The sequence below is a fragment of the Acetobacter papayae genome (assembly GCF_047721125.1).
In the GTDB taxonomy this organism is placed as follows: Bacteria; Pseudomonadota; Alphaproteobacteria; order Acetobacterales; family Acetobacteraceae; genus Acetobacter; species Acetobacter papayae.
This window is the reverse complement of sequence record NZ_JBDNWF010000001.1, coordinates 142,448-163,418: the sequence shown is the minus strand read 5'-3', so window position 1 is coordinate 163,418 and position 20,971 is coordinate 142,448. Positions and strand designations below refer to the sequence as shown.

The 20,971-nt window shown below is 59.6% G+C and carries 24 protein-coding genes; 20 read left to right on the top strand and 4 right to left on the bottom strand.

Annotated features, from left to right (window positions below):
• Positions 1–35 precede the first annotated feature (35 nt).
• From ABF757_RS00790 to ABF757_RS00740, 11 genes are all read left to right on the top strand, one after another.
• On the top strand, positions 36–632 hold the full coding sequence (locus tag ABF757_RS00790; protein WP_415480506.1) for an anthranilate synthase component II: 597 nt from the start codon (positions 36–38) through the stop codon (positions 630–632).
• Complete coding sequence (trpD, locus tag ABF757_RS00785) at positions 625–1,737, top strand: anthranilate phosphoribosyltransferase (protein ID WP_415480505.1); 1,113 nt, start codon at positions 625–627, stop codon at positions 1,735–1,737. The genes ABF757_RS00790 and trpD overlap by 8 nt, the downstream gene beginning before the upstream one ends.
• Before the next feature lie 11 nt (positions 1,738–1,748).
• Positions 1,749–2,615, top strand: coding sequence for an indole-3-glycerol phosphate synthase TrpC (gene trpC / locus ABF757_RS00780; RefSeq protein ID WP_025859670.1), 867 nt, complete (start codon positions 1,749–1,751; stop codon positions 2,613–2,615).
• A 1-nt stretch (position 2,616) separates the two neighbouring features.
• A complete protein-coding gene (gene moaC, locus ABF757_RS00775; RefSeq protein ID WP_025859669.1) occupies positions 2,617–3,093 on the top strand; it encodes a cyclic pyranopterin monophosphate synthase MoaC in 477 nt (158 codons plus the stop codon).
• Positions 3,094–3,215: 122 nt separating this feature from the next.
• A complete protein-coding gene (gene pdhA, locus ABF757_RS00770; RefSeq protein WP_025859668.1) occupies positions 3,216–4,226 on the top strand; it encodes a pyruvate dehydrogenase (acetyl-transferring) E1 component subunit alpha in 1,011 nt (336 codons plus the stop codon).
• 6 nt (positions 4,227–4,232) lie between these two features.
• A complete protein-coding gene (locus tag ABF757_RS00765) occupies positions 4,233–5,597 on the top strand; it encodes a pyruvate dehydrogenase complex E1 component subunit beta (RefSeq protein WP_415480504.1) in 1,365 nt (454 codons plus the stop codon).
• A gap of 12 nt (positions 5,598–5,609) precedes the next feature.
• Positions 5,610–6,863, top strand: a complete 1,254-nt coding sequence (locus ABF757_RS00760; RefSeq protein ID WP_415480503.1) for a pyruvate dehydrogenase complex dihydrolipoamide acetyltransferase — start codon at positions 5,610–5,612, stop codon at positions 6,861–6,863.
• Between the two features lie 27 nt (positions 6,864–6,890).
• Positions 6,891–8,303 carry a dihydrolipoyl dehydrogenase gene (gene lpdA, locus ABF757_RS00755; RefSeq protein ID WP_415480502.1) on the top strand — a complete coding sequence of 471 codons (1,413 nt, stop codon included), beginning with the start codon at positions 6,891–6,893 and terminating at the stop codon, positions 8,301–8,303.
• A 136-nt stretch (positions 8,304–8,439) separates the two neighbouring features.
• Positions 8,440–9,414 (top strand): lipoyl synthase, encoded by a 975-nt coding sequence (gene lipA, locus ABF757_RS00750; RefSeq protein ID WP_415480501.1) that lies wholly within the window; start codon positions 8,440–8,442, stop codon positions 9,412–9,414.
• Positions 9,414–9,896 carry a type II toxin-antitoxin system RatA family toxin gene (locus ABF757_RS00745; RefSeq protein WP_415480500.1) on the top strand — a complete coding sequence of 161 codons (483 nt, stop codon included), beginning with the start codon at positions 9,414–9,416 and terminating at the stop codon, positions 9,894–9,896. The genes lipA and ABF757_RS00745 overlap by 1 nt, the downstream gene beginning before the upstream one ends.
• A gap of 21 nt (positions 9,897–9,917) precedes the next feature.
• Complete coding sequence (locus ABF757_RS00740) at positions 9,918–10,244, top strand: hypothetical protein (protein WP_415480499.1); 327 nt, start codon at positions 9,918–9,920, stop codon at positions 10,242–10,244.
• Here the strand turns inward: ABF757_RS00740 and ABF757_RS00735 are convergent.
• From ABF757_RS00735 to ABF757_RS00720, 4 genes are read right to left on the bottom strand one after another with little or no spacing between them, the layout of a single operon-like run.
• A complete protein-coding gene (locus tag ABF757_RS00735; protein ID WP_415480498.1) occupies positions 10,230–10,775 on the bottom strand; it encodes a CinA family protein in 546 nt (181 codons plus the stop codon). The genes ABF757_RS00740 and ABF757_RS00735 overlap by 15 nt on opposite strands.
• Entirely contained in the window at positions 10,775–11,284 is a 510-nt protein-coding gene (locus ABF757_RS00730) for a phosphatidylglycerophosphatase A family protein (protein WP_415480497.1), read from the bottom strand. Before ABF757_RS00730 ends, ABF757_RS00735 begins: the two co-directional genes overlap by 1 nt.
• Positions 11,281–13,254, bottom strand: coding sequence for a lytic transglycosylase domain-containing protein (locus ABF757_RS00725; protein WP_415480496.1), 1,974 nt, complete (start codon positions 13,252–13,254; stop codon positions 11,281–11,283). The genes ABF757_RS00730 and ABF757_RS00725 overlap by 4 nt, the downstream gene beginning before the upstream one ends.
• A 58-nt stretch (positions 13,255–13,312) precedes the next feature.
• The gene (locus ABF757_RS00720; protein ID WP_025859665.1) at positions 13,313–13,924 is read right to left on the bottom strand and encodes a YjbE family putative metal transport protein; all 612 of its coding nucleotides are present in this window, start codon (positions 13,922–13,924) and stop codon (positions 13,313–13,315) included.
• Positions 13,925–14,100: 176 nt separating this feature from the next.
• Between ABF757_RS00720 and purB the strand changes: the two genes are divergently transcribed.
• The 9 genes from purB (at position 14,101) to ABF757_RS00675 (ending at position 20,949) form a co-directional block, all read left to right on the top strand.
• A complete protein-coding gene (gene purB / locus ABF757_RS00715) occupies positions 14,101–15,450 on the top strand; it encodes an adenylosuccinate lyase (RefSeq protein WP_415480495.1) in 1,350 nt (449 codons plus the stop codon).
• 149 nt (positions 15,451–15,599) lie between these two features.
• Positions 15,600–16,367 carry a phosphoribosylaminoimidazolesuccinocarboxamide synthase gene (gene purC / locus ABF757_RS00710; RefSeq protein ID WP_207852583.1) on the top strand — a complete coding sequence of 256 codons (768 nt, stop codon included), beginning with the start codon at positions 15,600–15,602 and terminating at the stop codon, positions 16,365–16,367.
• A 28-nt stretch (positions 16,368–16,395) separates the two neighbouring features.
• Entirely contained in the window at positions 16,396–16,638 is a 243-nt protein-coding gene (gene purS / locus ABF757_RS00705) for a phosphoribosylformylglycinamidine synthase subunit PurS (RefSeq protein WP_415480494.1), read from the top strand.
• A complete protein-coding gene (locus tag ABF757_RS00700; RefSeq protein ID WP_025859663.1) occupies positions 16,635–17,030 on the top strand; it encodes a Rap1a/Tai family immunity protein in 396 nt (131 codons plus the stop codon). Before purS ends, ABF757_RS00700 begins: the two co-directional genes overlap by 4 nt.
• Entirely contained in the window at positions 17,027–17,728 is a 702-nt protein-coding gene (purQ, locus tag ABF757_RS00695) for a phosphoribosylformylglycinamidine synthase subunit PurQ (RefSeq protein ID WP_415480493.1), read from the top strand. The genes ABF757_RS00700 and purQ overlap by 4 nt, the downstream gene beginning before the upstream one ends.
• Positions 17,725–19,932 carry a phosphoribosylformylglycinamidine synthase subunit PurL gene (gene purL, locus ABF757_RS00690; protein WP_415480492.1) on the top strand — a complete coding sequence of 736 codons (2,208 nt, stop codon included), beginning with the start codon at positions 17,725–17,727 and terminating at the stop codon, positions 19,930–19,932. The genes purQ and purL overlap by 4 nt, the downstream gene beginning before the upstream one ends.
• Positions 19,933–19,962: 30 nt before the next feature.
• Positions 19,963–20,193: a BolA family protein gene (locus ABF757_RS00685; protein ID WP_025859661.1), complete on the top strand. Its 231-nt coding sequence runs from the start codon at positions 19,963–19,965 to the stop codon at positions 20,191–20,193.
• 35 nt (positions 20,194–20,228) lie between these two features.
• The gene (gene grxD, locus ABF757_RS00680) at positions 20,229–20,567 is read left to right on the top strand and encodes a Grx4 family monothiol glutaredoxin (protein ID WP_025859660.1); all 339 of its coding nucleotides are present in this window, start codon (positions 20,229–20,231) and stop codon (positions 20,565–20,567) included.
• 73 nt (positions 20,568–20,640) lie between these two features.
• A complete protein-coding gene (locus tag ABF757_RS00675) occupies positions 20,641–20,949 on the top strand; it encodes a hypothetical protein (RefSeq protein WP_415480491.1) in 309 nt (102 codons plus the stop codon).
• Positions 20,950–20,971: the final 22 nt, after the last annotated feature.

Genomic DNA, 20,971 nt, shown 5'->3' with positions numbered 1-20,971 from the left:
TTGACCGCGGCAGTTTAAAAGGCCATCATTTCACCATGATCCTTCTGATCGACAATTACGATAGTTTTACCTTCAACCTTGTCCATTATCTGGGCGAGCTGGGGGAGACGTGTGACGTTGTTCGCAATGACGCCCTGAGCCCCCATGAAGCCCTTGCCCTGAACCCGCAGGCCATCGTTCTTTCCCCCGGCCCGTGCTCCCCCAACGAGGCTGGAATCTGCTGTGACCTGATTGCTGCTGCCGCTGGCAAAGTGCCTGTTTTCGGTGTCTGCCTTGGGCATCAGGCAATAGGGCAGGTTTTCGGTGCCGAGGTCGTGCGCGCCCCCACCCCCATGCATGGTAAGATCAGCCCTGTCTATCACGAGGGCAAGGACGTGTTCGCGGGCCTTCCCAGTCCTTTCAAGGCCACGCGCTATCATAGCCTGACACTGGAACCCGCCAGCATTCCCCCGCATCTGGAAGTCACTGCGTGGACGGAAGATGGCGTGATCATGGGTGTGCGACACCGTGAACTCCCGATATCAGGCGTGCAGTTCCACCCCGAGAGCATTGCCTCTGAATATGGGCATGACCTGCTCCGTAATTTTCTGACCATCGCCCGGGAATGGAATGCCGGACAGGCTCATGTCTGACATTCTGAGCGAGGTTACGGCTGACAGCCACGCCCTGTTTACGGCAGTGCTTGAACGGCTGGCCAAACGAGAATCCCTCAGCGCTACACAGGCCGAAGAGGCTTTTGGCGTAATCATGGACGGCGCGGTGTCATCCGAACGCATTGCCGCCTTTCTGATGGCATTGCGTGTGCGTGGAGAAACGCCCGACGAACTGCTGGGGGCCGTAACCGCCCTGCGGCAGCGCATGAACGCGGTGCCAGACCTACCAGACAACACCGTGGATGTCTGCGGCACGGGGGGGGACAATTACGGGACGCTGAATGTGTCCACCGCTGTTGCTTTTGTTCTAGCGGCTCTGGGCATTCCTGTCGCCAAGCATGGCAACCGGGCGGTTTCATCGCTTTCCGGTGCATCGGATGTGCTGGGTGCGCTTGGCGTACCCCTTCTGGCGGACGCCGCATCCCTTCGTAGCCAGATGCAGTCACATCGAGCCATTTTCCTTGCCGCCCCCAACCATCACCCAGCCATGCGGCATGCGGCGCAGGCACGCAAGGCGCTGGGGCTGCCCACTCTGTTCAACCTTGTTGGCCCGCTGGTAAACCCCGCCGGGGTCCGGCGGCAACTGGTAGGGGTGTTTTCTCCTTCATGGCTACGGCCCGTGGTGGATGTGCTGGGCAGACTGGGTTCCGAACGAGTATGGGCCGTATGCGGCCTGCCGCGCATAGGCCATGGCGGCATTGATGAAATGACGCTGGCTGGCCCCACGCAGGTTGAAGCCCTTGAAAATGGGCGTGCTTATTCCTTTGCGGTTGAGCCGGAAATGGCGGGGCTTGCATACGCGCCAGTGAGTGCCATACAAGGAGGAAACGCACAGCATAACGCGCAAGCGCTTGATGAGCTGTTGCGTGGTGCGCATGGGGCTTACCGGGACACCGTCCTGTTAAACGCGGCCTGCGCCCTTCATGTCGCGGGGCGCATCAGCCTTCTGCACGAAGGGCGGCTTGACCCGCATGCGCTGAAAAATGGTGTGGCGGAAGCCGCGCGCTCGCTGGATAACGGGGCCGCTCTGGCGGTTCTTGATGGGTTACGCGCGGCCGGGTCTGCCGCTCGGCCCGAAAGATAAACAGGACAATCATGAGCGATACACCCAACACGTCCACGGTTGCACCTTCAGACGCCGTTTGCGCCGCCGGAGCCGACGAACTGCCTGATGTTCTGGCCCGTATCTGCGCCAGAACGAAACTGGAAGTCGAACACCGCTCCACCCTGCTGCCCCTGAAGGAAATTTCAGCGAAGGTGCAGGAGCAGAAAGACGCACCCCGTGGCTTTGGACGCGCCCTGAAAGAAAAAGCCGCAGACCGCGCCGTGGGGCTTATCGCCGAAATCAAGAAGGCTTCTCCTTCGGCGGGCATCCTTCAGGAACATTACGACCCGGCTCAGGTCGCACGTAGCTACGAGCAGGCCGGGGCTGCCTGCCTGTCGGTTCTGACGGAAAGCTCATGCTTTCATGGCTCGAATGACGACCTGATCACAGCACGAGCCGCCTGCGCGCTGCCTGTCCTGCGCAAGGATTTCATTCTCGACCCGTGGCAGGTTTATGAAAGCCGCCTGATCGGTGCTGACTGCATCCTGCTGATCATGAGTATCCTGAGCGACGAAAAAGCGCTGGAACTGGTTGACCACGCCAAAGGGCTGGACATGGACGTTCTGGTAGAAGTTCATGACGAGGAAGAACTGAACCGCGCTCTGGCGCTGGATACTTTCCTGATCGGCATCAACAACCGCAATCTCAAGACACTGGTGACGGATATCAACACCACCAGCCAGCTTGCGCCGCTGGTGCCGCCTGACAGGATCATCATCTCGGAAAGTGGCATCAAGACCCATGCCGAAATCGAGCAGCTTTCCGCACAGGGCGTAACAGGTTTTCTCGTTGGGGAATCCCTGCTGCGTCAGCCCGACCCCGGAGAGGCCGCGCGCAAGCTTCTGGGCACGGACTGACATGACACAGGCACGGCTGACGCATCTGGACATGGCTGGCCATGCCCGGATGGTGGACGTTTCCGCCAAGCCCGCAACACATCGCAAGGCCGTGGCGTGCGGGGAGATTCTCATGGCCTCCCGCACGCTGGACATGATCCAGTCGGGCGATATGCCCAAGGGCGATGTGTACGCGACAGCGCGTATAGCGGGGATCATGGCGGCCAAGAAAACCGCCGATCTTATCCCATTATGTCACCCTCTGAGCCTGAGCAGCATCAGCGTGGATTTTGCTGCTGGGAATGACAAGGTCGTGATTACCGCCGTTGTTACAACAACGGGGGCGACAGGTGTGGAAATAGAAGCGTTGACGGCTGTGTCAGTCGCAGCACTAACCTTGTATGACATGTGCAAGGCAGTGGATCGCGGCATGCAGATCGACAACATCAGGCTGTTGCACAAAAGCGGGGGACAGTCAGGAGAATATAACGCCAAATAAAGGCGCGGCCCAAGAACCGGATTTTCATGCACTTAACAAAGACGCAGGATAAAATGTCTGTCTTCTCCCAATCAAAGCCAGGTGTCGCATTAAATGGTTGAGTATAGTTAAGGACTCCATTCATGGGTACAACAGACAAACAGGTGGGCAAAGCGGGCCGCAATGAGCCCTCTCTGACCCGCGACCAGTTCATGCAGGCTTACCATGACATGCTGCTGATCCGCCGTTTCGAGGAAAAGGCCGGGCAGCTTTACGGCATGAGCCTCATCGGTGGTTTCTGCCATCTCTACATCGGGCAGGAAGCCGTTGTGACCGGCATCCAGATGTGCCTGCGCGATGGTGACAAGCTCATCACCTCCTACCGCGACCACGGACAGATGCTTGCCGCAGGCATGGAGCCGCGAGGCGTCATGGCGGAGCTGACCGGCCGCGCCACGGGATATTCCCATGGCAAGGGTGGCTCCATGCACATGTTCTCCCGTGAGAAGAATTTCTACGGCGGACACGGCATCGTGGGTGCACAGGTTGCGCTGGGCATCGGGCTTGCCTTCGCCAACAAATACCGCGGAACGGATGAAGTCGCCGTTGCGTATTTTGGGGATGGTGCAGCCAATCAGGGGCAGGTTTACGAAAGCTTCAACCTTGCAGCGCTGCACAAGCTGCCCTGTCTCTTCGTGCTTGAAAACAACCGTTACGGCATGGGCACCTCGGTCGAGCGCGCTTCTGCCTGGCACGAGTTCTACAAGAACGGCGAACCCTGGGGCATTCCCGGCAGGCAGGTGGACGGTATGGACGTTGCCGCCGTGCATGAAGCCGCCGCCGAAGCCGTGGCGCATTGCCGTGCAGGGAAGGGGCCTTTCCTGCTGGAAATGATGACCTACCGCTACCGTGGCCACTCCATGTCAGATCCGGCCAAATACCGTACGCGTGAAGAGGTTGAAAACGTTCGCAAGCACCACGACCCGATCGAACACGTCAAGCATATCCTTCTGGAAGCCGGGGTGGAAGAAGCTGCCCTGAAAGCCATGGATACCGAGATCAAGGCCATCGTCAACGACGCCGCGGACTTTGCACAGACAAGCCCGGAACCTGATCCTTCTGAACTGTTCACGGACGTTGTGCTGGAGGCCTGAAAGATCATGGCGACTGAAATTCTGATGCCCGCGCTTTCCCCCACCATGACGGAAGGAAAGCTTTCACGCTGGGTGAAAAAGGAAGGAGACACGGTCTCCGGCGGCGATATTCTGGCCGAAATCGAAACCGACAAGGCTACGATGGAAGTCGAGGCGATTGAAGACGGCGTGCTCGGCCGTATTCTGGTGCCCGAAGGCACCGAAGGGGTTGCGGTCAACACGCCTATCGCCGTTCTGGTGGAAGAAGGCGAGGCCGTGCCGGATCAGGCAGGCCAGACGGCACCCGCAGCCACACAGGCAGCGCCCGCCGCGGTACAGCCTGTATCGGCAACACCTGCTGCTGCGGCGCAGGCTCCCCTAAGCTTTGTTTCGCATGAAGACAAGGACTGGGGCCCCACACAGGAAATTACCGTGCGCGAAGCGCTGCGTGACGCCATGGCGGCGGAACTGCGCCGCGATGGTGATGTCTTCCTGCTGGGTGAGGAAGTTGCCGAATATCAGGGTGCCTACAAAATCTCGCAGGGGCTTTTGCAGGAATTCGGTGAGAAGCGCGTCATTGACATGCCCATTACCGAACACGGTTTTACAGGCATGGCCGTTGGCGCAGCCCTGACCGGGCTGAAACCCATTGTCGAGTTCATGACCATGAACTTCGCCATGCAGGCGATCGACCATATCATCAACTCGGCAGCCAAGACGCTCTACATGTCTGGCGGGCAGATGGGTTGCCCCATCGTTTTCCGTGGCCCCAATGGTGCCGCCGCGCGCGTGGGTGCCCAGCACTCGCAGTGCTACGGAAGCTGGTATGCGCATGTGCCTGGCCTCAAGGTTGTCGCCCCATGGTCGGCAGCAGATGCCAAAGGCCTGCTGCGTGCCGCCATTCGTGACCCCAACCCGGTTGTGGTGCTCGAAAACGAAATCCTGTACGGCCACAAATTCCCATGCCCGGTGGATGAAGACTTCATCCTGCCTATTGGCAAGGCGAAGATCGAACGGCCCGGCAAGGATGTGACGATCGTATCCTTCTCCATCGCGGTGGGGATCGCTCTGGAAGCTGCCGAGCTTCTGGCGGCGGAAGGCATCGAGGCCGAAGTCATCAACCTGCGCAGTCTCCGCCCGCTGGATACCGCAACCATTGTCGAGAGCGTCCGCAAGACCGGCCGCCTTGTGACGGTGGAAGAAGGCTGGCCGTTCGCGGGAATTGGCTCCGAGGTTGCCATGCAGGTAATCGAGCATGCGTTTGACTGGCTGGATGCGCCGCCCGCACGCGTTGCTGGTGTGGATGTACCCATGCCGTTTGCCGCCAATCTGGAAAAACTGGCGCTGCCACAGCCCGAGCACGTCGTCAAAGCCGTGCGCGGCCTGATCTGAGAGGCTGAGACGATGGCAACTGAAATTCTCATGCCAGCCCTTTCCCCCACCATGACGGAAGGCAAGCTGGCGCGGTGGGTCAAGAAAGAAGGCGACACCGTTGCATCAGGCGATGTGTTGGCGGAAATCGAAACCGACAAGGCGACGATGGAAGTCGAAGCCATTGAGGAAGGGATTTTAGGCCGCATTCTGGTGCCCGAAGGGGCCGAAGGGGTCGCGGTCAACACGCCTATCGCCATTCTGGTGGAAGAAGGCGAGGCCGTTCCGGCTGAAGGGGCGCTCAAGTCTTCGGCCCCCACGGCTCCTGCTGTGCAGAACAGCCCGGTGGCCCCTCAGGTACCAGCCCCCACGCCTGCGGCGCCCGCACCGGTAGCCGCCAAGGCTGCAACCGGCGCTCGTATCGTGGCGTCCCCGCTCGCACGGCGTATTGCCCGACAGAAGGGGCTCGACCTTGCGAACATCAAGGGCTCCGGCCCTAATGGCCGTATCGTCAAGCGGGATGTGGAAAACGCCCAGAACGCACCCAAGGCTGAAGCCGCTGCACCTGCCGCTGCCCTGCCTGCTTCGGGTAGCAGCCGTCTGGTGCCGCACACCACCATGCGCAAGGTCATTGCCCGCAGGCTGACTGAATCCAAGGCCAATGTCCCACATTTCTATGTTTCCATAGATGTGGAACTGGACGCCCTTATGGCGCTGCGTGCCCAGCTTAACGCACTGGAGGAAGGCGAGGGGGAAGACGGCGTCAAGCTCTCCGTCAATGACATGCTCATCAAGGCTTCGGCTGTAGCACTCAAAAAGGTGCCCACGGTTAATGCCTACTACACCGAAGAAGGTATACTCCTGCATGAGGATGCCGATATCTCCGTCGCGGTGTCTCTTGATGACGGGCTGATTACCCCGATTGTCCGCAAGGCCGATGCCAAGAGTCTGCGCGAGATCAGTCAGGAAGCCAAGTCGCTGATCAGCCGCGCCCGTGCAGGCAAACTCAAACCGGAAGAGTTTCAGGGCGGCACGTTCTCGATCTCGAACATGGGCATGTATGGCGTCAAGGACTTTGCCGCCATCGTCAACCCGCCGCAGGCCGCGATCCTTGCCATTGCCGCAGGTCGTAAACAGCCTGTCGTATCGGGCAACGAGATCAAGATCGCAACGGTCATGACCGTGACCCTGTCGGTTGATCATCGTGCCGTTGACGGCGCAACCGCCGCACAATGGCTGAACGCGTTCCGCACGGCTGTGCAGTCGCCCCTGTCTCTTGTGCTTTAACCAGCACGTAGCGGAGAATCTGATACCATGAGCCAGACCGATTTTGACCTGGTTGTTATCGGTGGCGGCCCCGGCGGCTATGTGGCTGCGCTGCGCGCCGCACAGCTTGGCCTGTCCACTGCTGTGGTTGAAGCCAACCACCTTGGGGGCATCTGCCTGAACTGGGGCTGTATCCCCACCAAGGCGCTGCTGCGCGCCTCGGAAATCAATCATCTACTGCATGACCTTGATGGCTACGGCTTCAAGGCCGAAGCGGTAAGCTTTGATTTTAAAAAAATTGTTGCCCGCTCCCGCGCTGTATCCAAGCAGCTTTCATCGGGGGTTTCGCACCTGCTCAAGAAAGCCAAAGTCCCTGTTTTTGAAGGATTTGGCAAACTCGATGGCGTAACAGCCAACGGCAGGCGCAAGGTGCTGGTCAGCAAGAAAGACGGCGCGCCCCAGACCCTGAACGCCAAGAACGTTATTCTGGCGACAGGGGCCAGAGCCCGTATCCTGCCGGGGCTTGAGCCGGACGGACAGTTTATCTGGTCCTACCGCGAAGCCCTTGTGCCGGAAGCAATGCCCAAGCGCCTGCTGGTCATCGGCTCGGGGGCCATCGGCACGGAATTTGCCTCGTTTTACCGCAACATGGGCGCGGCAGTGACTTTGGTTGAAGTCGCCCCGCGTATCCTGCCTGTGGAAGATGAGGAAATCAGTGCCATTGCCCATAAAGAGTTTGAAAAACAGGGCATAAGGATACTCACCAACGCCAAGATTGGCTCCCCGCAGAAAGGGGCCGATAGTGTCAGCATCACGGTAGAAGCGGGCGGAAAAACCGAAACCATCACGGTGGACAAGATTATTTCCGCCGTTGGTATTGTGGGAAATGTCGAAAACATCGGCCTTGAAGGCACCAAGATCAAGGTTGACCGCACCCATGTCGTAACCGATGCGCTCTGCCGCACGGGCGAGGCCGGGGTGTATGCCATTGGCGATCTCGCAGGCGCACCATGGCTGGCACACAAGGCCAGCCACGAAGCCGTCATGTGTGTTGAGGCCATTGCCGGGAAAACCGTGCATCCTATTGATGTTACAAAAATTCCCGGCTGCACCTATTGCCGCCCGCAAATTGCATCGGTTGGTTATACGGAAGCCCGCGCCAAAGAAGCCGGATACAAGGTGCGTGTGGGCAAATTCCCGCTGCTGGCCAACGGTAAGGCTCTGGCCATGGGGGAACCCACCGGCCTGATCAAGACCGTGTTTGACGATGCAACGGGCGAATTGCTGGGTGCGCACATGATCGGTGCGGAAGTAACGGAAATGATTCAGGGTTATGTCATCGCCCGCACGGGCGAACTGACGGAAGCGGAACTGTCGGAAACGATTTTCCCACACCCCACCATTTCTGAATCCATGCACGAGGCCGTGCTGGCCGCTTATGGTGGCGCACTGCACTTTTAGTCACACGCCAGACCCGCATGGGCGCATCTCCCGCGCCTGTGATGGCGGCAGGCCCCAACTCCGGGGTTTGCCGCCTTGACGGGGCAGGTGGGGCGTTCCAGTTCTGTAAGGCTATTGTTCAAGATTGGGCAGGACCATGCCAACGCGCGTCATAATCGATCACCGTAAAAAAGACGTAGTCAAACTGCGCCACCCGGAAAAGGCACATCGGCCTGATAACCCGATTGCCCGCAAGCCTGAGTGGATCCGCGTCAAGGCGCCCAATCACCCGACCTATCATGAAACCCGCGCCCTCATGCGTGACAACAAGCTTGTCACCGTCTGCGAGGAAGCCGCGTGCCCTAATATCGGGGAATGCTGGTCGCAACGGCATGCCACCATGATGATCATGGGGGAAATCTGCACGCGGGCCTGCGCGTTCTGCAATGTCAGCACCGGTATGCCACTACCTCTGGATACGGATGAGCCCAACCGCGTGGCCGAAGCCGTAGCCCGGCTGGGCCTGCGCCATGTGGTGATAACCTCGGTGGACAGAGACGATCTGGCCGATGGTGGGGCTGCGCATTTCGCGGCCGTAATCAAGGCCATTCGCGCAGCGGCCCCCGAGACGACCATAGAAATCCTGACCCCTGATTTTTTACGCAAAAACAAGGCACTGGAAGTCGTTGTTGAAGCACGGCCAGATGTCTTCAACCACAATCTGGAAACCGTGCCCCGGCTTTATCCCACAATCAGGCCCGGTGCGCGTTACTATCAGTCGCTCAGGCTGCTCGACCGCGTGAAACAGCTTGATCCGTCCATTTTCACCAAATCCGGCCTGATGCTGGGGCTGGGGGAAGAGAAAATGGAACTCGCACAGGTCATGGACGACCTGCGTGTGGCGGATGTGGACTTCATCACCATGGGGCAGTATCTGCAACCAACGGTCAAACATGCGCCGGTTGCACGGTTTGTTACGCCGGACGAATTTGAGGACTATGGTGGTATGGCGCGGGTAAAGGGCTTCCTTCAGGTTAGTTCCAGTCCGCTTACCCGCTCATCCTACCATGCGGACAGCGATTTCGCTGCCCTGCGCGAGGCACGCGCCGCACGCCTGAAGGAGATGCGATAATGCCTAAACACGCAGAAAAGCGTGTTCTGTCTTACCAGCCAGAGCAGATTTTCGATCTGGTAGCCGATGTCGGCCGTTACCCCGAATTTCTGCCCTGGTGCACGGCCGCCAGGGTGCGGACGCAAACTGCCTCCGAACTTGTGGCTGACCTGACTATCGGGTTTGGCCCTTTTCGCGAGAGCTTCACGTCGCGCGTCACACTTGAACGCCCCGGCACCATTACTGTGCGGTATGAAAAGGGGCCGTTTCGTTACCTGCGCAATGTCTGGCGCTTCAGCCCCGACCCACAGGGCTGCCTTGTCGAATTTTTTGTCGATTTCGAATTCAGCTCCCGCATTCTGCAAATGGCCATTGGCGTCGTCTTTACAGAAGCCACACGGCTGATGGTTTCGGCCTTCATCAAACGGGCGCGTGATATTTACGGGCCGCCGCAGAGTGCTATGGTTGGCTCATCCATACCGGACAGCAAGCCCGCGACCTGAAACCGCGAAGGGAAGCCCCTCATGCGTGTCGTATCAGCCCTAACACCGGCTCTGTTCGCCGTGCTGGCCTACGCAGCTCCGGCGCATGCCGTCCCTGATCCCGCGCCTTATCCTGCTGCACAGCAGAACAGCCCGTGTGGAAAGGAAGAAAGGGCGGATAATGAAACAGACGCCCTGAACTGTCGAAGCCTTGACCATATTCAGGCCAGACTGGCCGCCATGGCGCAGGCACGTGCACCGCAAGGCAGCGTCATTGCCGCGGGCACCGGTATGGTGGCACCTGAAAGTATCACTACACCCCAGCTACCCGGCACAGGGCATTGGCATTCCAGTTCAGAGCGTCCCTGAAAGACAGTCGGCCACCATAGTCAGAGCATAGCGTGCCGCCTGCAGGCGGATTTGCTCCCGTGAGCCCGGAAAAACCTGTTTTGTCGCTTTCGCTGTGGCGTTTTTCCTGTCAGCCACGGCAAACCAGACCAGCCCTACGGGCTTTGCGGCGCTGCCGCCGCCGGGACCGGCAATACCTGAAATAGCAACACTCAGCCGCGCCAGTCTGGCAGCAGACAGTGCCCCATGCGCCATGGCCAGCACGGTCGGCTCACTCACAGCACCATGCCGCGACAGCGTTTCATCAGACACCCCTAACAGGGCCTGCTTCATGGTATTGGAGTAAGTCACCAGCCCGCCTTCCGTCATATCGGAAGAACCGGGAAAATGTGTGAGAGCGGACACCACCAGCCCGCCCGTACAGCTTTCTGCCGTTACCACCCGCGCCGCAGCCGCACGCAACAGCCCCAGAACCCGCTCGGCCTCCAGCAGCATCGCCGCATGGAGCGTTGCCTCGTCAGCAAGAGGGACTGGGAGGTGGGGATCATGCATTATTTGCGCACCGTCCGCAGGTATGGCAGCGCCCTAAAGGCTTTCACGCAAGCAGCGGCCATTACCCCGGCCACGATATCATCCCCCATAATGCCAACCGCATCATGTCGCCTGTCCAGTGTGCCGACCGGGCCGGGTTTGGTAATGTCAAACAGGCGGAACAGGCCGAAAGCCAACAGAGGCAGAAACCACGCATGCCCGGATGCGGGAGAAGCTTCCGCTGGCTGCGCCGCAGCTTCCTTGTCGTCAGCCGGAAGGCAGCCGAGCAGCGCCAGCCACATACCGGCCACTTCATCAATAACAATCCAACCGTGATCCTCGCCATCTCCCGCACGATTGGCCGCCCACCAGCCCACAACACTTGCCGCCACAGCCGAAGAGGCCAGCAGGCGCGGACGTTTGAGCATGGGAATACCCAGAACAAGAGCGGCAAAAGACCCCACGGTGCCGGGAGCACGGGGCGACAGTCCACACCCACCAAACGTGGCGATAAAGCGTGCCGGTGTCATTGGTTCTCTCCCATAGCTCTGTAAATAATCATGTTTTCCCATACGCGTTGAACGTAGTTCCGGGTTTCCGCCAGCGGAATGCTTTCAATCCAGTCAAGCATCACATCATCCTTGGCGCCATCGCTTGCCGGGTTGCCCATTGTACCAAGCCAGCGCCCCAGACGCCCCGGCCCACCATTATAAGCGGCGGCAAGATAAGGCACGACAGGCCCGAAGCGCCCCTGAATATGCTCAAGATACGCAACACCCAGCCGAATGTTGCTCATGGGGTCATGCAACCCTGTTGCACTGGCGGCGGAAGGGGCCAGCCCAGCCTGCCGGGTCATGTCCGCCGCCGTGGAAGGTTTAAGCTGCATCAGGCCAATGGCGTTGGAAATACTGACCGCATCGGGATTGAAGCTGCTCTCCTGCCGGATAAGGCCCGGCACCAGCCCTGCAGGAAGCCCGTTCTCGGGAATGGAGTAGGGATCTGGCCAGCCTGTGGGTAGCAAAATGCCATCGCGCCCGGCCTTGCGGGCAGCGGTTACGGCAATGTCAGGCAGGCCAAGCCGCTGGGCAAGAGCCGAAAGCCCACGCAGGGCCGTATCCCCAGAAGTCTGGCCTGCGAGCATGAGCAGAAAATCGCGCGCATGGGGCCTATCCCCCCATGAAACCAGCAGGGCTGCGGCCTGCGCCAGTTCGTTCGCATCCAGCGCCTGATCCTCGACGCCACCAGTCAGAGCCAGTTCATGCAGGCCGCGCCGGGTAATATTGGCCACGTAAGAGGGCTTGAGCAGGGCCTGATCCTGCCCTTCCAACTGCGCACCTGCCAACTGGCCATAAAAAGTGGAAGGGAAAGCGGCTGCCTGCTTCAGTGTTGCACGGTATTCACCGTCATTACCGGCCTGCTCATACGCACGGGCCAGCCAGTATAATCCCCGGCTTTTGCTGATAAGCGAGGAAGACTGCGCCAGAGGCTGAAAAAACGCCACTGCGCGGGGGGCATCATGCCCGAAGCGCAGGGCAATCCACCCGCACAGAAACAGGGAATCCAGCCGTCCCGTACCACCAATAACCGGATCATTCGCAACGGTCAGGGCATCAGACGCGCGCCCGGTTTGCAGGAGCTCACGCGCCAGTGCTTCACGCTCGCGCCAAAACTGGGCAGGCGGGGCGGCCTGTTCTGCTGCATTGCCTGTCGCTGCCCATAGAGCCACGGCTTCATCATAACGTTGCTGCTGACGTAGCCAGCGTGCGTGATCGAGAAACAGAAAACTGTCAGCCGCAACCGATGCAGGCAGCGCGTCTGCCTGTTCCTGCGCATCGGCTGCATTGGTACGAAAAGCCAGACGTGCACGGGCCAGAGCCTGCCTGTCAGCCGCCAGATAGGGTAATGTCCTCCGCGCGGCTTCTGTCAGACCGGCTCGCTCCTCACGGTCAAATCGTATCCATGAAGCCGCCGGGGTCAGCGCAGCGGGAAACTGGACCGTAAGCAGGCGGGCAGGGGTCGCTGCATCGTTACCGTTCTGCCATGCACGTGCGGCTTCATCTGTCAGACGGGCGGCCAGATCAGGAACCTGCTGCGCGCAATACGCCAGCGCAGACGCCGTGTTCAGGCTCTGGCTACTACATACACCCCGCACAATGGCCGGGTTCGATTCCAAAAGCAGAGCCTGCTCCATACGCGCACTGATCAGCGACCGGCGTGGCCATACCGGGCCATTGGCCAGAAAATCCGCATAATCCTGCACACTGGCCCGATCCGGCCCAACCAGCCGGAGCCAGAAATGCAGGCGGTCCGTCAGGCTGCCACTTGTCGCTCCAGCCGTTGGTACGGAGAGATCAAGCTCTGGGGCAGCGTAAAGATCGTCCCCATCAGCCGCCGGCGCCGGATCATCCGCCGCCACCGCCAATACGGGGGCACCCAGAAAAGCGACGGTCAGGCCAATAGCAGCCCAGCCCCGCCAGCATGCGGCACGCAAACATGTCATGCTCAGACGTCACCCTGTTTCCTGTTCGGGCGCAAGATACTGTGCATCCCGATACGTGTCAGTGCCCGATATGGCCCCAGATCTCGCCACCGCCTTTGACAATCAGTTCCAGCGCAACACCCAGAACAATGAGCAGGCCAACCCACGCAATCCATTTATAACGCTCAAGCAGGCGGGCGATCAGCGATGCGGCAAGCCCCATCAGCAGCACGGAAAGGGCCAGCCCCATAACCAGAATACCCGGATGTTCGCGCGCAGCCCCCGCCACGGCCAGCACATTGTCCAGGCTCATGGATAGGTCGGCTATCACGATCCGCGTAATCGCCTTGCCCAAACCACCGGGAGTGGGGCCATCAGTCCCATGCGCGCCGGCATTGTCGTGCATTTCGCGGTACATCCGCCAGCATACCCACAGCAGCAGTAATCCGCCCGCCAGTGTCAGCCCGACAATGGCCAGCAGCCTGACCGCCACCAGCGCCAGCAGAATACGGATAACGGCAGCAAACCCCACCCCGATAAAGATGGCCTTCTGCCGTTCCTGCGGGGTGAGCGAACGCACCGCCATGCCGATAACAACCGCGTTATCTCCGGCAAGGGTCACATCAATCAGAACAACCTGCAAAAATGCGATAACAGCGGGCAGGCTAACAGATTGCAAAAGACCTGACACGGCGGCTCCAATTCGTGATTTTTGGGTGCAAATCCGCACCTCAAGAACAGAGAAATCCGGCAAGCAGGCGAAAAAGTCAAAGTTTTCCGCTTTGATGGCAGACGCCCGCACGGAAATCCGCTAGAGAGGCGCCACCGTTTGGACCTTCATGTTCTGATAGTAAGGAAACACGCGTTATGGTGCCGCGCTATACCCGCCCCGTCATGGCCGCCATCTGGTCACCCGAAAACCGTTACCGCATCTGGTTCGAAATCGAGGCGCTCGCCTGCGAAGCCATGGCGGAATACGGCACGGTTCCCAAAGATGCCGCCAAGGTTGTGCGCGAGAAGGGCAACGCCGCCATGGCCGCCTTTTCCGAGGCCGACCTCGCCCGGATCGACGAGATCGAGGCCGAAACCCGCCACGATGTCATTGCCTTCCTGACATGGCTGGCTGAAAAAGTCGGGCCGGAAAGCCGCTTCGTGCATCTGGGCATGACCTCGTCCGATGTGCTGGATACCTGTCTGTCCGTGCAGCTTGTGCAAGCTACCGACCTGCTGCTCAAGGATCTGGATGACGTTCTGGCCGCACTCAAGGCCCGCGCGTTTGAACACAAGCACACGCTCACCATCGGGCGCAGCCACGGCATTCATGCCGAGCCGACCTCTTTCGGCCTGAAGCTGGCCGGGCATTACGCCGAATTTGCCCGCAACCGCCAGCGCCTTGAAACCGCACGGGCCGAAATCGCAACCTGCGCCATTTCCGGTGCCGTTGGCACCTATGCCCATCTCGACCCGCGGGTTGAATCCTTTGTGGCCGAACGGCTGGGCCTGCAGGCCGAGACCGTTTCCACGCAGGTTATCCCGCGCGACCGTCATGCTGCCTTCTTCTGCGCTCTGGCGGTTATTGCCAGCGGCATCGAGCGCCTGGCTACGGAAGTCCGCCACCTCCAGCGCTCCGAAGTGCGTGAGGCCGAAGAATTCTTCCATCCGGGGCAGAAGGGCTCTTCGGCCATGCCCCACAAGCGCAACCCGGTGCTGACCGAAAACCTGACCGGTCTTGCGCGCCTTGTGCGCTCGGCCGTCATTCCCGCGCTGGAAAACGTGGCCCTGTGGCACGAGCGTGACATCAGCCACTCCTCGGTTGAGCGCAACATCTGCCCCGATGCCACAATCGGGCTGGACTTCGCACTCGCACGCCTGTCGGGCATGATGTCCAAACTGGTGGTTTACCCCGACCGCATGGCCGCCAACATCGAAAGCCTCGGTGGGGTTGTCCATTCCGGTGAAGTGCTGCTGGCACTCGCCAAGGCCGGACTGTCGCGCGAGGACGCCTACCGGATCGTGCAGCGCAACGCCATGGAAACATGGACGAAGCTCGGCACCCCCGAAGGCAAGACCTTCCGCCAGAATCTGGATGCGGATACCGAAATTTCGGGCCGTGTCAGCGCCGATGTGCTGGATGCCGCCATGGACAGCCGCCAGCACCTGCGTGCGATCGACGCACAGTACGAAAAAATCTTTGGTGAAACCGGGCCGCAACACTAAACACGGCACAGGCACCGCGCGGCGTATCGCCCGCGCGGTAATCCTGCTATGAAAGCCGGACGCACTTCCAGCATACCGCCACGGCGGGTTTTTCATATCTTCCAGTCGGCCCCGGCCGGTCTGGTCTGACACGACAGGTAAGGATCATCATGGCCCGCCGCAGGCAGCTTTATGAAGGTAAAGCAAAAATCCTTTTTGAAGGCCCCGAGCCGGGCACGCTTGTGCAGTATTTCAAGGATGACGCCACGGCCGGAAACGGCGCAAAAAGCGGCGTTATTACCGGCAAGGGCGTGCTGAACAACCGTATCAGCGAACATCTGATGCTGCGCCTGCAGGAAATCGGTATTCCCACGCATTTCATCCGGCGTATCAACATGCGTGAGCAGTTGGTCAAGGAAGTCGAAATCATTCCGCTGGAAGTGGTGGTACGCAATATTGCTGCAGGCAGCATTTCAAAGCGGTTCGGCATTCCCGAAGGGCAGCGCCTGCCTCGCCCCATCGTTGAATTCTATTACAAGAACGACGAACTGGGCGACCCTCTGGTGTCGGAAGATCATATTATCGCTTTCGGCTGGGCCTGTGCACATGACATGGAAGACATTACGGGCATGGCCATGCGCGTGAACGACTTCCTGTGCGGCCTGTTCAGCGGCATTGGTATCCAGCTTGTCGATTTCAAGCTGGAATTCGGCCGCTGCTGGGAAGGTGAGGAAATGCGGATTGTGTTGGCGGACGAAATTTCGCCCGACAACTGCCGCCTGTGGGACACCCAGACCAACGAAAAACTGGATAAGGACCGCTTCCGCCGTGACCTCGGCAATGTCAAGGAAGCGTATCAGGAAGTGGCGCGCCGCATGGGAATTCTGCCCGAAAACGGGGCAGGGGGCGACATGAGAGGCCCGGAAACGGTACAGTAAAAGCCGCGAGCGGCAACGGGAGCGAAGAATGAAGGTACGTGTGACCGTCATGCTGAAAGACGGTGTTCTGGATCCGCAGGGCAAGGCCATTGGCCATGCGCTGCATACCCTTGGCTTTGGCAACGCTCAGGATGTGCGCGTAGGCAAGGTGATCGAGCTTGATCTGCAGGGTAGCACTGCGGAAGACGCCCGCAAAACAGCTGAAGATATGGCAAAAAACCTGCTGGCCAATCTGGTTATCGAAGATTACGCCATCGAGGTGACCGCATGAAGCGGCTTGCCCTGTTCTGCCTGACAGGCGCCCTCGCCAGCCCGCTGGCGGTCCCGACCCTGTTCCATGAGCAGGCCAGGGCACAACGTATAACCCCCATGCAGACAGACAGCTTTGCCCGCATCTGCTCGCGCCCGACCGGGCACAGCCTGTGCGATGCGTATCTGAGCGGTCTGGCTGATGGTGCAACGCTTTCTAAACTCAACAGCAGTGCCGCGGGTGATGCCAATGCAGCCGCCGCGTTCTGTGTTCCTGTATCGGAAACGACCGCATCCATCCGCGGCAAGGTTCTGATCTGGCTGAAAGCCCATACCGATGCCCTGTCCCACCCAGTGGGCGAGAGCGTTTTCAAGGCTTTGCATGACACCTATCCGTGCGGGGCAAAACCATGAAAGCTGCTATTGTCGTCTTTCCCGGCACTAACCGTGAACGGGATATGGCCCTTGCACTCAAACGCGTAACCGGCTCGGTCCCGCGCATGATCTGGCACCACGAGACCGACCTCTCGGGGCTTGATCTGGTAGTTCTGCCGGGTGGTTTCAGCTATGGCGATTACCTGCGCTGCGGTGCCATGGCGGCCCATTCGCCCGTCATGGGTGCGGTGCGTGCGTTCGCGGCCAAAGGTGGGCATATTCTTGGGGTGTGCAACGGCTTTCAGATCCTGACTGAATCTGGGTTGCTGCCAGGCGCACTCCTGCGCAACGCCAATCTGCGCTTCCTGTCGCAGGACTGCTACCTGCGGGTTGAAAACGCACAGACCCCCTTTACCCGGCTCTGGACGAAGGGCGATGTATTCCGCACGCCACTCGCCCATGGCGACGGCAACTATACTGCCGACGCGGCAACGCTTGAACGTCTGGAAGGCGAAGGCCGTGTGGCATTCCGCTACGCAAGCGCCACGGGGCATGTGCAGGCCGATGACGTGGCCAGCAACCCCAATGGCAGCCTCAACAGCATTGCCGGCGTTCTGAGCGAAAACAATCGTATCTGCGGCATGATGCCCCACCCGGAGGATCTGGTTGATCCGCTCATGGGCGGTGAGGATGGTCTGCCTCTGTTTAAAGGTCTGGTGGAGGCCGTAGTCCGGTGAATAAACCCGCAACCGTTGATGTCGCCCTTGCTCGTGAATTTGGCCTGACAGCCGAGGAATACGGGCGTGTGCTCACAATCATGGGCCGTACCCCAACACTGACCGAACTGGGTGTGTTCTCGGTCATGTGGTCGGAACACTGCTCCTATAAATCGTCACGCAAGTGGCTGCGCAACCTGCCGACCACCGCCCCGTGGGTTATCCATGGGCCGGGTGAAAACGCAGGTGTTGTCGATATCGGTCAGGGTTATGCCGCCATCTTCAAGATGGAAAGCCATAACCACCCGTCCTTTATCGAACCCTACCAGGGTGCCGCCACAGGCGTTGGGGGTATCCTGCGCGATGTGTTCACCATGGGGGCGCGCCCTGTCGCAAACCTGAACGCCCTGCGCTTTGGTAGCCCCGAAAACCCTGTCACACGTCGCATCATTGATGGCGTGGTGCGCGGCATTGGCGGTTATGGCAACTGCGTGGGTGTGCCCACAGTCGGGGGGGAAATCAACTTCCACCCGGCTTATGATGGCAATCCGCTTGTAAATGCCATGACGGTGGGCATTGCGCGTACGGACAAGATCTTCCTCTCCGCTGCTGCGGGTGTGGGCAATCCTGTCGTGTATGTCGGCTCACGCACGGGCCGCGATGGTATCCATGGCGCCACCATGTCTTCCGCCGAATTTGATGAAGATGCGCTGTCCAAGCGCCCCACCGTGCAGGTTGGTGACCCCTTCATTGAAAAACTGCTGATCGAAGCCTGCCTGGAACTGATGGCAACCGATGCTATCGTCGCCATTCAGGATATGGGTGCGGCGGGCCTTACGTCCTCTTCCGTTGAAATGGCGGGCAAGGGTGGTGTGGGTATCGACCTTGATCTGGACGCAGTGCCCCAGCGCGAACCCGGCATGACAGCCTATGAAATGATGCTGTCGGAAAGCCAGGAACGGATGCTGATGGTGCTCCGCCCGGATCGCACGGACGTAGCCCGCAAAATCTTTGAAAAATGGGAACTCGACTTCGCCATCATCGGCCATCTGACCGAAACCGGTCACATTGTCGTGCGCCATAACGGGCAGGTGGAAGCCGATATTCCGCTGGCCCCGCTGGCGGATCAGGCCCCGATATACGACCGCCCGGCAATAGCCCCCGTGCCCCCCGCACCGCTGGAACCCGTACACGCGCCGCTGTCGCTGGACGCCATGCTTCTTGAGCTTGTCGCCTCGCCCGATCTGTGCTCGCGCTCATGGGTGTGGAACCAGTATGACAGCACCGTAGGCGGGCAGACCGTGCGCCGCCCCGGTGCGGCTGATGCCGCAATTGTGCGGGTGGATGACACGGAAATCGCTCTGGCCGTCACCACGGACTGCACACCACGCTACTGTCAGGCAGACCCGAAAACGGGTGGTGCGCAGGCCGTTGCCGAAGCATGGCGCAATATCACGGCCACGGGCGCACGCCCTCTGGCCGTGACGGATAACCTGAACTTCGCCAACCCCGAAAAGCCCGAGATCATGGGGCAGTTCATCGCCGCGATCGAAGGCATGGCGGAAGCCTGCACCGTGCTCGACTTCCCGGTCGTGAGCGGCAATGTCTCGCTCTATAACGAGACCCGCAACCCTGACGGCTCCACCACCGCCATTCTGCCCACACCGGCTATTGGTGGCCTTGGCGTTCTGGAAAATGCGGCGCAAGCAATCGGGCTTGGCATGCAGGATGGCAAGGATGTGGTTCTACTAGGGGCAACACAGGGAGCGCTCGGGCAGTCCATCTGGCTGCGTGAAATCCTTGGCCGTGAAGATGGCCCGCCACCACCTGTCGATCTGGCGGCCGAACGCCGCAATGGTGACTTTGTCCGCACGGAAATCCTGTCCGGTGCCATTACCGCGTGCCATGACCTTGCCGATGGCGGTATTCTGGTTGGCCTTGCGGAAATGACCATGGCGGGCGATGTCGGTTGCGTAATCGACAGCCCGGATTCTGGTATCCGCCCCGAAGCCTTCTGGTTTGGTGAGGATCAGGCCCGTTATCTGGCCTGTGTGGATGATGGCGCGGCCCTGTGCGCCCGTGCGGCAGCGGCAGGTATTCCTGCACGAATTATTGCCCGTTCCGGCGGCAAGGATTTGATTTTGCCGAGCGGCGTCACCATATCCATCGCACGACTAAAAAACGCGCATGAAACATTTTTTCCTGCACTGATGGACGCCCGTTAAGGCAGGAAAAACAGAAGGGGGAGAGGCAACATGGCAATGAGTGCCACGGAGCTGGAAACATACATCCGCGCGGCGTTCCCGGATGCTCAGGTCAAGATTGATGACCTTGCGGGCGACGGCGATCACTACGCGTGCAGCATTGTCAGCGAGGCATTCCGGGGCTTGCCCCGTGTGCGGCAGCACCAGCTCGTTTATGATTCCTTACAGGGCCATATGGGCGACAAGCTCCACGCCCTGGCACTCAAGACAGCCACTCCCTGACCCATTCGGGTTTACCCCTTGCAAGGACATGACCAATGACTGATTCCGCTACACAGGCAATCCAGCAGGAAATCGACAGCAACCCGGTTATGCTGTTCATGAAAGGCGATGCCGACTTCCCGCAATGCGGTTTTTCGGCCCGTGTCGTTCAGATCCTCAACCATCTGGGTGTGCCGTTCAAAACCGCGAATGTTCTGGCTGATCCCTCCATCCGTCAGGGTATCAAGGATTTCTCCAACTGGCCGACCATTCCCCAGCTTTACGTCAAGGGTGAGTTTATCGGCGGCTGCGATATCGTAACGGAAATGTTCCAGAGCGGTGAACTGCAGACCCTTCTGGCAGAAAAAAACATCGCCTGTAACGCATCTGCCTGATTTTCAGGTTGTCATGCACACTCCGGCCTGTATAGTTTCACACAGATCGTGAAAATGGGATAAGGCCGGAGTAATGACGCGGTTTGTGTTGGGGCGTGTATCACTTGTGCTCTGCGGTATGGCGGTTGCTGCTTTTGGCTTTCAGCCCGCTGCACGCGCACAGAGAGTTATTTCCGACCTTGAAGCCAGCAAGCTAACATTTGCAGCGCTAACAGCACCGCCGCCCGTTTTTCATGCTCACGCACATACTGCCCATCATGGTGTATCGTCCCATTCCGTAACTCTTGCTCATGCGGGCAAAGTTCATGGCATGGTTCATCTTGTCAGCTATCATGCTCCCAAGCATGCCGTGCACGTCAAAAAGACCCATCACCGCACCTGATTACGGTTACGGTTTAATCCTG

Coding starts and splice junctions, on each gene's coding strand:
- trpC (WP_025859670.1), top strand. CDS start 1,749: ATGAGCGATACACCCAACACGTCCACGGTTGCACCTTCAGACGCCGTT.
- lipA (WP_415480501.1), top strand. CDS start 8,440: ATGCCAACGCGCGTCATAATCGATCACCGTAAAAAAGACGTAGTCAAA.
- moaC (WP_025859669.1), top strand. CDS start 2,617: ATGACACAGGCACGGCTGACGCATCTGGACATGGCTGGCCATGCCCGG.
- purQ (WP_415480493.1), top strand. CDS start 17,027: ATGAAAGCTGCTATTGTCGTCTTTCCCGGCACTAACCGTGAACGGGAT.
- ABF757_RS00740 (WP_415480499.1), top strand. CDS start 9,918: ATGCGTGTCGTATCAGCCCTAACACCGGCTCTGTTCGCCGTGCTGGCC.
- ABF757_RS00725 (WP_415480496.1), bottom strand. CDS start 13,254: ATGACATGTTTGCGTGCCGCATGCTGGCGGGGCTGGGCTGCTATTGGC.
- ABF757_RS00765 (WP_415480504.1), top strand. CDS start 4,233: ATGGCGACTGAAATTCTGATGCCCGCGCTTTCCCCCACCATGACGGAA.
- ABF757_RS00700 (WP_025859663.1), top strand. CDS start 16,635: ATGAAGCGGCTTGCCCTGTTCTGCCTGACAGGCGCCCTCGCCAGCCCG.
- lpdA (WP_415480502.1), top strand. CDS start 6,891: ATGAGCCAGACCGATTTTGACCTGGTTGTTATCGGTGGCGGCCCCGGC.
- purS (WP_415480494.1), top strand. CDS start 16,396: ATGAAGGTACGTGTGACCGTCATGCTGAAAGACGGTGTTCTGGATCCG.
- purC (WP_207852583.1), top strand. CDS start 15,600: ATGGCCCGCCGCAGGCAGCTTTATGAAGGTAAAGCAAAAATCCTTTTT.
- ABF757_RS00730 (WP_415480497.1), bottom strand. CDS start 11,284: ATGACACCGGCACGCTTTATCGCCACGTTTGGTGGGTGTGGACTGTCG.
- ABF757_RS00790 (WP_415480506.1), top strand. CDS start 36: ATGATCCTTCTGATCGACAATTACGATAGTTTTACCTTCAACCTTGTC.
- ABF757_RS00760 (WP_415480503.1), top strand. CDS start 5,610: ATGGCAACTGAAATTCTCATGCCAGCCCTTTCCCCCACCATGACGGAA.
- trpD (WP_415480505.1), top strand. CDS start 625: ATGTCTGACATTCTGAGCGAGGTTACGGCTGACAGCCACGCCCTGTTT.
- ABF757_RS00745 (WP_415480500.1), top strand. CDS start 9,414: ATGCCTAAACACGCAGAAAAGCGTGTTCTGTCTTACCAGCCAGAGCAG.
- ABF757_RS00675 (WP_415480491.1), top strand. CDS start 20,641: ATGACGCGGTTTGTGTTGGGGCGTGTATCACTTGTGCTCTGCGGTATG.
- ABF757_RS00735 (WP_415480498.1), bottom strand. CDS start 10,775: ATGCATGATCCCCACCTCCCAGTCCCTCTTGCTGACGAGGCAACGCTC.
- pdhA (WP_025859668.1), top strand. CDS start 3,216: ATGGGTACAACAGACAAACAGGTGGGCAAAGCGGGCCGCAATGAGCCC.
- purB (WP_415480495.1), top strand. CDS start 14,101: ATGGTGCCGCGCTATACCCGCCCCGTCATGGCCGCCATCTGGTCACCC.
- grxD (WP_025859660.1), top strand. CDS start 20,229: ATGACTGATTCCGCTACACAGGCAATCCAGCAGGAAATCGACAGCAAC.
- ABF757_RS00685 (WP_025859661.1), top strand. CDS start 19,963: ATGGCAATGAGTGCCACGGAGCTGGAAACATACATCCGCGCGGCGTTC.